Source organism: Pedobacter sp., assembly GCF_035566355.1.
In the GTDB taxonomy this organism is placed as follows: domain Bacteria; phylum Bacteroidota; class Bacteroidia; order Sphingobacteriales; family Sphingobacteriaceae; genus Pedobacter.
In genome coordinates this window covers 1-10,824 of record NZ_DATMRL010000174.1, presented here as the reverse complement: position 1 = coordinate 10,824, position 10,824 = coordinate 1, and the positions used below count along the sequence as shown (strand labels likewise).

Sequence of the window (10,824 nt, the reverse complement as noted above, 5' to 3'; positions counted from 1 at the left end):
GCACTATGGCTGGGAGGAACTCGGTCAGCTGATCCGTATTGCTTGTTTCAATAACAATCCGACAATGAATTCCAGCCTTCGATTTTTGCGTAAAACGGATTGGGCGCGTAAAAAGGTAGAGCGTCTTTACCTGAACACTTTTCATTAGAGCGTAAAAATTGTTAAATCGGTGTATTGATTCCGGTTGATCTCTATTAAATACCTGATTTAATGCTTAACTTTAAGTATGATCAACAGATTTACTCTTTTTTTATCCTTTGCCCTGCTGAGCCTGGGTGTTCATGGGCAGCAGCTGAAAGGAACTGTGTCGGACCGAAATTCAAGGTACCCACTGGAACAGGTACAGGTTTTTAATAGAAATACTGGGCATAGTACTGTCACGGATGCGAAGGGAAGGTTTAAGATCAATGCTGTCGCCAATCAGGTCATTATATTTTTTCAGCCGGGGTATTTACCAGATACACTTTTCCTGGTGAATATGAGCCCTGTGAAAAGGTATTTGACTGCAGATCGTAAAACTTTGAATACAGTAGAGATCAAAGCGAAAACATTTAACCCGGAGATTGAATATGCGGATGTTTACCGTAAAGCTGACCCTACCCGGCTGGAAGTGAACAAGCCTTTTGGATTTTCGCCTTCTGCGTACTTTGGCAAGGAGGGGAAAGAGGCTCGGAAGTTGAAACGGAAACTGGAAAATGAGAAAACAGAGCGGAAGATTGATGCCCGGTTTAACAATGCGGCTGTAACGGCACTTACTCCTCTTAAGGGAGCAGATCTGGATGCTTTCATGACGCGTTACCGCCCTACACTGGAGGCGCTGAATAAAATGGATCAGGAAGATCTCAAGTTTTACATCATGAATTCTTACAAGGAATTTAAGGACTTGCCTCCGGAAAAAAGAGCAATGCCAGATTTACATTAACGATACAACAGATTTTAGGTGCTGAATTAGATCGGAAAATTCTGTACAGCTGCTTCAAGGCTAACGATATCAGGCGACTGAAAAAGCCGCAGATCTCTGAGGCCTTTCTGCAGCGTACGAGAATTTTCCTTAGCAAATTGCAGAGGGAGGGAGGAGACCAGGCATGGTGCGGTTTTTTGCTTTTGGCGTTTTTTAATCCTGTGGATGTGCTGGAGTGTTTACCACAGGAAGATATATAAAGCAACTTAGTTTAGGCTTGAAATCCGGAAAAAAGAAGGTGTAAGGGAGAAGGCCTTTTAAGGTTTGCGGGCTTTTCTGCCCGCCTAAGCTTAAGCAGCCTTCGAGCTTATCCTTCTTTTTTTAAACTAAGCACCCCGCTACTTCCGCGCTTATCCTTCTTTCCGACTGATAGCCTTAAAACCTCCTGATGAAATCCATTGATTTCTAAATTTGCAGCTCAGCGCTCCTTATTGCTGAAAGAAGTAAATCCGTTATACAGAACAACAACCGCGTTAAAATTATCCCCGGAGGAAAAATCAGATTTTATTTGCTAACGACTTGATTTATAAATTGTATTGTCTTACCTTTGCAGTCCCTTAGTGAGGGGTAAAGTTTTTAAACATTAATAGAAAACAACAAAAGAACAATGCCAACCATTCAACAATTAGTTAGAAAAGGTAGAGTAGCACTGGAGTTCAAGAGTAAGTCTCCGGCGTTGGACAGCTGTCCACAGCGAAGAGGTGTATGTACACGTGTGTACACCACTACCCCTAAAAAACCAAACTCAGCAATGCGTAAAGTTGCCCGTGTACGTTTAACCAATGGTAAAGAGGTGAATGCCTATATCCCTGGTGAAGGTCACAACTTACAGGAGCACTCTATCGTATTGATCCGTGGTGGTCGTGTTAAAGATTTACCGGGAGTACGTTACCACATCATCCGTGGAGCATTAGATACTTCAGGAGTAGCTGGTCGTAACCAACGTCGTTCTAAATACGGAACAAAACGTCCTAAGCCAGGACAAGTAGCTGCGGCACCAACAAAAGGTAAAAAGAAATAATTAGGAGGACAAAAAAATGAGAAAATCAAAACCAAAAAAGAGAATCATTCTTCCTGATCCGAAATTTAACGATGTTCAGGTGACCCGTTTCGTTAACAACATGATGTTTGACGGAAAAAAATCTATCGCTTATTCTATTTTTTATGATGCTGTTGAATTGGCAGAGAAAAAATCTGGTGAGAATGGATTAGAAGTATGGAAACGTGCTTTAACAAATGTAATGCCTGCTGTAGAGGTTAAATCTCGTCGTGTGGGTGGTGCAAACTTCCAGGTACCTACAGAGGTAAGACCTGACCGTAAAATTGCTTTAGGCATGAAATGGTTAATTTCTTACGCTCGTAAACGTGGAGAAAAAACAATGAAAGAAAAATTAGCAGGTGAAATCGTTTCAGCAGCTAAAGGTGAAGGTGCAGCAGTTAAGAAAAAAGAAGATACGCATAAAATGGCTGAAGCCAACAAAGCGTTCTCTCATTTCCGTTTCTAATCCAAGTAGAATCATAAAATGTCAAGAGATTTAAAATACACAAGAAACATTGGGATTGCAGCTCACATTGATGCGGGTAAAACCACAACAACAGAGCGTATCCTTTATTATGCTGGTGTTAGTCACAAAATTGGTGAGGTGCATGAAGGTGCTGCAACAATGGACTGGATGGCACAAGAGCAGGAACGTGGTATCACGATCACTTCTGCAGCAACAACTGTAGGTTGGAAATACAGAGGACAGAACTACCATATCAACATTATTGATACACCGGGACACGTGGATTTTACCGTAGAGGTAAACCGTTCGTTACGTGTATTAGATGGTTTGGTATTCTTGTTTTCAGCAGTTGACGGTGTTGAGCCTCAATCTGAAACCAACTGGCGTTTAGCTAACAACTACAATGTTGCCCGTATTGGTTTCGTAAATAAAATGGACCGTTCCGGAGCAGATTTCTTAAAAGTTGTTAAACAGGTTAAAGACATGCTGGGAAGCAATGCAGTTCCTCTGCAATTGCCTATTGGTGCTGAAGACAGCTTTAAAGGTGTAGTTGATTTGATCAACAACCGTGGTATCGTTTGGAACGAGCATGATAAAGGAATGACCTTTACTGAAGTGCCAATTCCTGAAGATATGCTGGATGAGGTTGCTGAGTGGAGAGAGAAATTGCTGGAATCAGTAGCGGAATATGATGAGACTTTGATGGAGAAATTCTTCGAAGCCCCTGAAACCATTACTGAGCGTGAAGTTTTAGATGCTTTGCGTCAGGCTGTATTGGATGCTAAAATTGTACCTATGGTTTGTGGTTCATCTTTCAAAAACAAAGGTGTACAAACTATGCTTGATTATGTGATGGAGTTATTGCCTTCACCTATGGATCAAGAAGGTGTAACTGGTATTAATCCAAATACTGGTGAGGAAGTATTACGTAAACCTGATGAAAAAGAACCTTTTGCAGCTTTAGCATTTAAAATTGCAACGGATCCTTTCGTAGGTCGTTTATGCTTTATCCGTGTATATTCAGGTAATCTTGAAGCAGGTTCATATGTGTACAATGCACGTTCTGAGAACAAAGAGCGTATTTCCCGTATCTTCCAAATGCATGCCAACAAGCAAAACCCAATTCCTAATGTAGGTGCTGGTGATATTGCTGCGGTAGTAGGATTTAAAGATATCAAAACTGGTGATACGCTTTGCGATGAGAAAAACCCGATTATTCTGGAATCCATGAACTTCCCTGAGCCGGTTATCGGTTTAGCTATTGAGCCTAAAACTCAAGCTGACGTAGATAAATTAGGTATGGCTTTAGGTAAGCTGGCTGAAGAAGATCCAACTTTCAGGGTTCAGACTGATGAGGAAACTGGTCAGACTGTTATCTCTGGTATGGGTGAGCTTCACTTAGATATTTTGATTGACCGTTTAAAACGCGAATTCAAAGTGGAAGTTAACCAGGGAGCTCCTCAGGTTGCTTATAAAGAGGCAATTACGGGAAGTACCCAACACCGTGAAACCTATAAGAAACAAACAGGTGGTCGTGGTAAATTCGCGGATATTCAGGTTATTATTTCTCCTATTGATGCAGATTACGAAAAAGGCGGATTGCAGTTCGTAAACGAAATCGTGGGTGGATCTATTCCTCGTGAGTTTATCCCTTCTGTAGAAAAAGGTTTTGCTGCTGCCATGTCTAATGGTGTAGTTGCAGGTTACCCGCTTCCTGATATGAAGGTTCGTTTGATTGATGGTTCATTCCACGCGGTCGATTCAGATGCTTTATCTTTCGAGATTGCTGCACGTTCAGCATTCCGTGAGGCATTGCCTAAATGTAAACCGGTATTAATGGAGCCAATCATGAAAATTGAGGTGCTTACGCCAGAAGAAAACATGGGTGATGTTATGGGAGACTTAAACCGTCGTCGTGGCCAGCTGCAAGGTATGGATACGCGTAATGGTTCTCAGGTAATTAAAGCCCTTGTTCCACTTTCAGAAATGTTTGGTTATGTAACTCAGTTACGTACAATTACTTCTGGTCGCGCAACTTCTACAATGGAATTCGATCACTATGATCCAGCGCCTAAAAATGTTCAGGAAGAGGTGATTGCGAAATCAAAAGGAAAAGTTAAATCTTCAGATTAATAAATAACACCGGCAGCCTGTTATTAATAGCTCTAACAGGCCGCCTTAATTAAATAAATAAGATGAGCCAAAGAATCAGGATCAAATTAAAATCTTACGATTACAACCTGGTAGATAAATCTGCTGAGAAAATCGTAAAAACTGTTAAACCTACGGGTGCAGTGGTTAGCGGACCAATTCCGTTGCCTACAGAAAAGAAAATCTTTACAGTTTTGCGTTCACCGCACGTGAACAAAAAAGCTCGTGAGCAGTTTCAATTGTGTGCATACAAACGTTTGTTAGATATTTATAGTTCTAACTCTAAGACAGTTGATGCTTTGATGAAACTTGAATTACCTAGCGGTGTTGAAGTAGAAATCAAAGTTTAATGACGATACTTAATTAAACAAAAAGGCCTCTGCATTTGCAGAGGCCTTTTTGTTTATAAGAATAATTTTTAAAGTTCATTGTTATCCTGGCACATCCCGGGATTTCGCATTGGCAGGGATAACTGATCGTTAACGCTCCCGGCTTTTATAATCTTCAAATTTATTGCGTTCGTCCTGTAATTCCCTGGCTAATTTTTTCTCCTTTTCGTTAGATTTTACTTTATAGGCCTGATATTCGTCTGCTATTTCCTGATATAGGTTAGACCTGTATTTGGCTTCATGGATGTGTTTGGCAGAGCGGACCACGACAAATGCGAGCGCAAGTGCCAGCACAATGATCAGTGTCCATACAATGCTGTTATAAGTCGATTTGGTGAAAGGAATACCCAAAAAGCTAATCTCGTTCAGTTTTGCGTTGGAACTCGCCAGCGAGCTTTCTTTGCCTTCTATCTGGGCCTTTAGGTCGGCGATGGCTTTTTGCTGCTCGTTAATTTTAGCTTTGGATGCAACGAGTTGTTTTCTTTCCGTATTTATGGTGTCTTTTACATTTTTCCAGAGGCCGGACAGTCTGGCTGGGTTAATTAATTTAGCTCCATAAAGTGTTTTTGATTTTGACAACATGAACTGGTACTGACCGGAAAGAGAGGGGTCTGTTTTGGTAGTGTCTTGAGCAAAAGTGCTTTGTGCAATCAGCAGTAAACAAATTGCTGCGAATAAAGAAAGTATACATCTTTTCATAACATAGGATTGGTTTGCTTAATTTAACATAAATATTTTAATTTTATTGTGTTTTAATTGTAGATGGTATATTTGTCGGGATGTCGGTACTACTATTTACAGTTATTGTTTTAGCCGGAGCTTTTCTGGCTGGCCTGGTAGGTTCTTTAACTGGTTTGGGCGGAGGTGTAATTATAATCCCATTGCTAACCCTTGCTTTAGGTGTAGATATTCATTATGCTATTGGTGCCTCCATTGTGTCTGTAATTGCAACCTCTTCCGGTTCTGCAGCAGCTTACGTAAAGGAGGGGATTACCAATATCAGAATAGGGATGTTCCTGGAGATCGCTACGACTATAAGCGCCATCTTTGGTGCAGTAATTACGGTGTTTATCAACCCCAGTTATATCGCTGTGATCTTTGGATTAATCCTGCTTTTTTCTGCAGCTATGATGTTGAAGAAGAAGGTAGATCATTCTGATACAGATACTTCTGGTAAAATTGCTAATTTTTTTAAATTGAACGGCAGCTATCCTACGGAAGCAGGGGAGAAGAAATATGGGGTGCACAATGTGATTGGTGGTTTTGTGATGATGTTCTTCGCAGGCATTATTTCTGGCTTGCTGGGGATTGGTTCCGGAGCTTTGAAGGTCGTCGCTATGGACAATATTATGAGGATCCCGTTTAAGGTGTCTACAACAACCAGTAACTTTATGATGGGGGTTACCGCTGCTGCCAGTGCGGTAGTTTATCTGCACCGGGGACAAATAGATCCGGGTATAGCTATGCCTGTAACGGTAGGTGTTTTGTTGGGTGCAACGATTGGTTCCAAGATCCTTGTTAAAGCAAAAACTGATAAATTGAAAGTAATATTCGCTGTAGTGGTGGTTTTTCTGGCCCTGCAGATGATCTATAATGGCTTATCCGGTAAATTATGAAAAAGTCAAAACACTATTTTGCTGATAAGGATGTACAGGTGATCTTAGGTACCTTACTTAGGGTGGGGGTTATTTTGTCTATGTCAGTGGTGCTCCTGGGTGGAATAATTTATCTTGTGCACCACGGAAAAGCCTTGGTTGATTACAAGATATTTGACTCGTCAAAGAACCAGTATGCTTCTATTCTGGCTATTTTTGAAGGAATAAAACGTATGGATAGTCAGGCAGTTATACAATTCGGGGTGCTTTTATTGATTTTTACGCCAATAACAAGAGTTGTTTTTTCTATCTTTAGCTTTCTGATTGAACGGGATTATATGTATGTACTGATCGGTGTATTTGTACTTTGTGTCATTCTGTTCAGTTTAAGCAATAAGCTGGTTGGGTAGATTTTTACCTCGGGTTATTTCGTGCTTCAAAAAAATAATTGCAGTTATTTGAAAAAATAATTAGCTAACTATTTGAAAATTAAGATTTCTTTCCTATTTTTGCCGTCCCTTAACGGGGATGTATATCCACCTTGAACGAAGCCCTACTGCTTCGATGGGTGTTAAATTAAAAATAGAAAATGTCAGGTATTATTGGAAAAAAAGTAGGAATGACCAGCATTTTCGACGCCGACGGTAAGAATATACCATGTACGGTGATCGAAGCTGGACCTTGTGTAGTTACACAGGTAAAGACCGAAGAGAAAGACGGTTACGTTTCAGTTCAATTGGGTTTCGACGAAGCCAAAGAAAAAAACACAACCAAGCCTCTTAAAGGCCACTTTGCGAAAGCAAGCACTACCCCAAAACGTAAACTGGTTGAATTTGAGCCGTTTGAAGAATCACTTAACTTAGGTGATACTGTAACGGTTAACATCTTTAACGAGGGTGATTTTGTGGATGTTGTTGGAACCTCTAAAGGTAAAGGTTTTCAAGGTGTTGTTAAACGCCACGGATTTGGTGGTGTTGGTGGTCAGACCCACGGTCAGCACAACAGGATGCGTGCACCAGGTTCATTAGGTGCGGCTTCATATCCAGCTCGTGTATTTAAAGGTATGCGTATGGCGGGAAGAATGGGTGGTGACAGAGTAAAAATTCAGAACTTACAGGTTTTGAAAGTTTATGCTGATCAAAACCTTGTGGTAGTTAGTGGTTCAATACCAGGAGCTAAAGGATCTTACGTAATCTTAGACAAGTAAGCAAGATGGAAGTTAAAGTATTAAACATTTCAGGAAAAGAGACAGGTGCCAAGGTGCAACTTCCTGAGTCGGTATTCGGTATTACGCCTGTTGATCACGCAATTTATTTAGATGTGAAGTTGTATTTAGCTAACCAACGTCAGGGAACGCATAAATCAAAACAACGTAATGAAATTGCAGGTTCAACCCGCAAATTATACAAACAAAAAGGTACTGGTGGTGCTCGCGCCGGAAGTATTAAATCTCCATTGTTCAATGGTGGTGGTCGTGTATTTGGTCCTCAGCCACGCGATTATAGTTTTAAACTGAACAAAAAGTTAAAAGTTCTTGCCCGTAAATCGGCTTTAACTTACAAAGCACAAGACAACAATATCGTAGTTTTGGAAGACTTTGCTTTTGATTCAATCAAAACTAAAAACTACATCAATTTAGTTAGCGCATTAAACTTGACTAACGAAAAGACTTTGTTGGTTTTACCTTCGCAAAATAACAATATCTATTTATCAAGCAGAAACATTCAGAAAGCGAAAGTAATCACTGCAGATCAGTTAAATACATATGATGTATTGAATTGCGGTAAGCTTTTGTTGACTGCGGATTCTCTTAAAACATTGGAGGAGGCATTTGCCAAGTAATATGGAACTTTTAAAGAAACCAGTATTAACAGAAAAAGCTTCTGCATTAACAGAAAAGTCTAACCGCTTTACTTTTAAAGTAGACAACAAAGCAAATAAATTGCAGATTAAAGCAGCTATAGAAAAAATGTACGGAGTGAACATCTTAGCCATTAACACAATGGTTGTAGTTGGTAAACTGAAGTCCAGAAATACTAAAGGTGGTTTAGTTTCAGGTCGTAGCCCTAAATATAAGAAAGCTATCGTAACCCTGAAAGCAGGAGAGACAATTGATTATTACGCGAATTTATAATAAGAATTGAATAATTTATAACTATGGGCTTAAGAAAATTTAAACCAGTTACTCCGGGTACCCGCTTTAGAGTTGGCGCCAGTTTTACGGAGATTACAGCAACCAAGCCCGAAAAATCATTGGTTGTATCTTCTAAAAAGTCGGGAGGACGTAACAATACAGGAAAGATGACTATGCGCTACATGGGTGGTGGTCACAAAAAATCTTACCGTTTAATTGACTTTAAACGTGAGAAATTTGATATTCCTGCAACAGTAGCTACTGTTGAATACGATCCAAACCGTACTGCACGTATTGCATTATTACATTATGCAGACGGTGAGAAGCGTTACATTATTGCACCTGAAGGGTTGCAAGTAGGACAAACAGTAGTTTCGGGAGAAACAGCTACTCCAGAAGTAGGTAATACTTTGACGTTATCAAGAATTCCTTTGGGATCTATTGTACATAACGTTGAGATTCACCCAGGTCGTGGAGCACAATTAGCACGTAGTGCTGGTGCTTATGCACAATTGGCAGCTCGTGATGGTAAATATGCAACATTGAAAATGCCTTCAGGCGAAACTAGGTTGATCCTGGTAACTTGTCTGGCTACAATCGGAGCTGTTTCCAACTCAGATCATGCAAATGAAGTATTGGGTAAAGCGGGACGTAGCCGTTGGTTAGGTCGTCGCCCTAGAACTCGTCCGGTTGCGATGAACCCTGTGGATCACCCAATGGGTGGTGGTGAGGGTCGCTCATCCGGAGGTCAGCCTCGGTCAAGAAACGGTGTTTACTCTAAAGGATTCAAAACCCGTACACTTAAAAAATACTCAAATCGTTTCATCATAGAGAAAAGGAAGAAATAATGGCTCGTTCGATTAAAAAAGGACCTTATATTGACCATAACGTAGAGAAGAAAGTAGTCTCTATGAATGATTCAGGCAAGAAGTCTGTAATTAAAACTTGGTCTCGCAGATCAATGATCTCACCAGATTTTGTGGGTCATACATTTGCAGTACACAACGGTAATAAATTTATACCGGTATACGTAACAGAAAACATGGTTGGTCATAAACTGGGAGAGTTTGCTCCAACCAGAACATTTAGGGGTCACTCTGAAAAGAAAAAATAATTAAGAGATGGAAGCAGTAGCGAAATTAAACAATTGTCCAACCTCACCACGTAAAATGCGTTTGGTTGTAGATCTTATCAGAGGTGAGCGTGTAGAGAAAGCATTACATATTTTAAAATTCACCAATAAAGATGCAGCAGTAAGAGTTGAGAAACTGTTATTATCTGCCATCAAAAACTGGGAAAATAAAAATGAAGGTTCTCGCCCTGAAGAAAGCCAGCTATACGTGAAAACGATTATGGTTGGTGGTGGCCGCCAGTTGAAAAGATTGAGACCGGCACCTCAAGGACGTGGTTATAGAATACGTAAACGTTCAAACCACGTAACTTTGATAGTAGATAGTAAAAACGTTGAAACTCAAAACTAATTAACAGAAATGGGACAAAAAGCACATCCAATAGGTAACAGGTTAGGAATCATCAAAGGTTGGGATTCTAACTGGTTCGGAGGCAACAACTATGCTGATAAATTAGTTGAGGACGAAAAAATAAGAAAATACCTTTCTGCCCGTATTGCAAAAGGCGGTGTAGCAAAAGTAGTTATTGAGCGTACTTTGAAACGTATCACTGTAACCATTCACACTGCCCGTCCGGGTATTGTGATCGGAAAAGCAGGTCAGGAAGTTGACAAGATCAAAGAAGAGTTGAAAAAATTGACTAAAAAGGAAATTCAAATCAACATTTTTGAGATCAAACGTCCTGAGTTAGATGCTCAGTTGGTAGCTGAAGGCGTTGCAAAACAGTTAGAGGCAAGGATCTCTTTCCGTAGGGCAATGAAATCTACTATCGCATCTACTATGCGTATGGGAGCTGAAGGTATCAAAATCATGACATCAGGTCGTTTAGGTGGTGCAGAGATGGCACGTAGCGAGCAGTATAAAGAAGGAAGAATTCCTTTGCATACTTTCCGCGCAGACATCGACTACGCACTGGCTGAAGCTTTGACAACTTATGGTAAAATAGGTGTTAAAGTTTG

General features: G+C 40.4%; 16 protein-coding genes. 15 read left to right on the top strand and 1 reads right to left on the bottom strand.

The features are described 5' to 3' along the window. The 6 genes from VNZ46_RS06910 to rpsJ all read left to right on the top strand — a co-directional run. Nucleotides 1-148: VF530 family DNA-binding protein (locus VNZ46_RS06910; RefSeq protein ID WP_325559356.1), on the top strand; the 148-nt coding region annotated here is incomplete at its 5' end. A gap of 78 nt (nucleotides 149-226) precedes the next feature. Next, nucleotides 227-922, top strand: coding sequence for a carboxypeptidase-like regulatory domain-containing protein (locus tag VNZ46_RS06905; protein WP_325559355.1), 696 nt, complete (start codon nucleotides 227-229; stop codon nucleotides 920-922). A 646-nt stretch (nucleotides 923-1,568) separates the two neighbouring features. After that, a complete protein-coding gene (gene rpsL, locus VNZ46_RS06900) occupies nucleotides 1,569-1,982 on the top strand; it encodes a 30S ribosomal protein S12 (protein ID WP_008244597.1) in 414 nt (137 codons plus the stop codon). A gap of 16 nt (nucleotides 1,983-1,998) precedes the next feature. Continuing rightward, complete coding sequence (gene rpsG / locus VNZ46_RS06895; protein WP_084287544.1) at nucleotides 1,999-2,466, top strand: 30S ribosomal protein S7; 468 nt, start codon at nucleotides 1,999-2,001, stop codon at nucleotides 2,464-2,466. Nucleotides 2,467-2,484: 18 nt separating this feature from the next. After that, nucleotides 2,485-4,599 (top strand): elongation factor G, encoded by a 2,115-nt coding sequence (gene fusA, locus VNZ46_RS06890; protein WP_325559354.1) that lies wholly within the window; start codon nucleotides 2,485-2,487, stop codon nucleotides 4,597-4,599. 62 nt (nucleotides 4,600-4,661) lie between these two features. Continuing rightward, nucleotides 4,662-4,967: a 30S ribosomal protein S10 gene (rpsJ, locus tag VNZ46_RS06885; RefSeq protein ID WP_008244591.1), complete on the top strand. Its 306-nt coding sequence runs from the start codon at nucleotides 4,662-4,664 to the stop codon at nucleotides 4,965-4,967. Between the two features lie 129 nt (nucleotides 4,968-5,096). Here rpsJ and VNZ46_RS06880 read toward each other — a convergent pair whose 3' ends face one another. After that, entirely contained in the window at nucleotides 5,097-5,705 is a 609-nt protein-coding gene (locus tag VNZ46_RS06880) for a hypothetical protein (protein ID WP_325559351.1), read from the bottom strand. An 80-nt stretch (nucleotides 5,706-5,785) separates the two neighbouring features. Between VNZ46_RS06880 and VNZ46_RS06875 the strand changes: the two genes are divergently transcribed. The 9 genes from VNZ46_RS06875 to rpsC all read left to right on the top strand — a co-directional run. Beyond that, complete coding sequence (locus VNZ46_RS06875; protein ID WP_316835865.1) at nucleotides 5,786-6,622, top strand: sulfite exporter TauE/SafE family protein; 837 nt, start codon at nucleotides 5,786-5,788, stop codon at nucleotides 6,620-6,622. Continuing rightward, complete coding sequence (locus VNZ46_RS06870) at nucleotides 6,619-7,011, top strand: DUF1634 domain-containing protein (RefSeq protein WP_325559348.1); 393 nt, start codon at nucleotides 6,619-6,621, stop codon at nucleotides 7,009-7,011. The genes VNZ46_RS06875 and VNZ46_RS06870 overlap by 4 nt, the downstream gene beginning before the upstream one ends. Before the next feature lie 179 nt (nucleotides 7,012-7,190). Further along, nucleotides 7,191-7,808, top strand: a complete 618-nt coding sequence (gene rplC / locus VNZ46_RS06865) for a 50S ribosomal protein L3 (RefSeq protein ID WP_108555338.1) — start codon at nucleotides 7,191-7,193, stop codon at nucleotides 7,806-7,808. A 5-nt stretch (nucleotides 7,809-7,813) separates the two neighbouring features. After that, nucleotides 7,814-8,443 (top strand): 50S ribosomal protein L4, encoded by a 630-nt coding sequence (gene rplD, locus VNZ46_RS06860; RefSeq protein ID WP_133778969.1) that lies wholly within the window; start codon nucleotides 7,814-7,816, stop codon nucleotides 8,441-8,443. Nucleotide 8,444: 1 nt separating this feature from the next. Next, the gene (gene rplW, locus VNZ46_RS06855) at nucleotides 8,445-8,735 is read left to right on the top strand and encodes a 50S ribosomal protein L23 (protein ID WP_108554183.1); all 291 of its coding nucleotides are present in this window, start codon (nucleotides 8,445-8,447) and stop codon (nucleotides 8,733-8,735) included. A 23-nt stretch (nucleotides 8,736-8,758) separates the two neighbouring features. Beyond that, nucleotides 8,759-9,583 (top strand): 50S ribosomal protein L2, encoded by an 825-nt coding sequence (gene rplB / locus VNZ46_RS06850; protein ID WP_133778968.1) that lies wholly within the window; start codon nucleotides 8,759-8,761, stop codon nucleotides 9,581-9,583. Then, nucleotides 9,583-9,849, top strand: coding sequence for a 30S ribosomal protein S19 (gene rpsS, locus VNZ46_RS06845; RefSeq protein WP_008244581.1), 267 nt, complete (start codon nucleotides 9,583-9,585; stop codon nucleotides 9,847-9,849). The genes rplB and rpsS overlap by 1 nt, the downstream gene beginning before the upstream one ends. Nucleotides 9,850-9,856: 7 nt before the next feature. Further along, nucleotides 9,857-10,216, top strand: a complete 360-nt coding sequence (gene rplV / locus VNZ46_RS06840; RefSeq protein WP_108554181.1) for a 50S ribosomal protein L22 — start codon at nucleotides 9,857-9,859, stop codon at nucleotides 10,214-10,216. A 9-nt stretch (nucleotides 10,217-10,225) separates the two neighbouring features. Continuing rightward, nucleotides 10,226-10,824: 30S ribosomal protein S3 (rpsC, locus tag VNZ46_RS06835; RefSeq protein WP_325559339.1), on the top strand; the 599-nt coding region annotated here is incomplete at its 3' end.

What these genes read in the sequence shown, in the direction of transcription:
- VNZ46_RS06905 (WP_325559355.1), top strand. Translation starts at nt 227, where the DNA reads ATGATCAACAGATTTACTCTTTTTTTATCCTTTGCCCTGCTGAGCCTG.
- rpsL (WP_008244597.1), top strand. Translation starts at nt 1,569, where the DNA reads ATGCCAACCATTCAACAATTAGTTAGAAAAGGTAGAGTAGCACTGGAG.
- rpsG (WP_084287544.1), top strand. Translation starts at nt 1,999, where the DNA reads ATGAGAAAATCAAAACCAAAAAAGAGAATCATTCTTCCTGATCCGAAA.
- fusA (WP_325559354.1), top strand. Translation starts at nt 2,485, where the DNA reads ATGTCAAGAGATTTAAAATACACAAGAAACATTGGGATTGCAGCTCAC.
- rpsJ (WP_008244591.1), top strand. Translation starts at nt 4,662, where the DNA reads ATGAGCCAAAGAATCAGGATCAAATTAAAATCTTACGATTACAACCTG.
- VNZ46_RS06880 (WP_325559351.1), bottom strand. Translation starts at nt 5,705, where the DNA reads ATGAAAAGATGTATACTTTCTTTATTCGCAGCAATTTGTTTACTGCTG.
- VNZ46_RS06875 (WP_316835865.1), top strand. Translation starts at nt 5,786, where the DNA reads ATGTCGGTACTACTATTTACAGTTATTGTTTTAGCCGGAGCTTTTCTG.
- VNZ46_RS06870 (WP_325559348.1), top strand. Translation starts at nt 6,619, where the DNA reads ATGAAAAAGTCAAAACACTATTTTGCTGATAAGGATGTACAGGTGATC.
- rplC (WP_108555338.1), top strand. Translation starts at nt 7,191, where the DNA reads ATGTCAGGTATTATTGGAAAAAAAGTAGGAATGACCAGCATTTTCGAC.
- rplD (WP_133778969.1), top strand. Translation starts at nt 7,814, where the DNA reads ATGGAAGTTAAAGTATTAAACATTTCAGGAAAAGAGACAGGTGCCAAG.
- rplW (WP_108554183.1), top strand. Translation starts at nt 8,445, where the DNA reads ATGGAACTTTTAAAGAAACCAGTATTAACAGAAAAAGCTTCTGCATTA.
- rplB (WP_133778968.1), top strand. Translation starts at nt 8,759, where the DNA reads ATGGGCTTAAGAAAATTTAAACCAGTTACTCCGGGTACCCGCTTTAGA.
- rpsS (WP_008244581.1), top strand. Translation starts at nt 9,583, where the DNA reads ATGGCTCGTTCGATTAAAAAAGGACCTTATATTGACCATAACGTAGAG.
- rplV (WP_108554181.1), top strand. Translation starts at nt 9,857, where the DNA reads ATGGAAGCAGTAGCGAAATTAAACAATTGTCCAACCTCACCACGTAAA.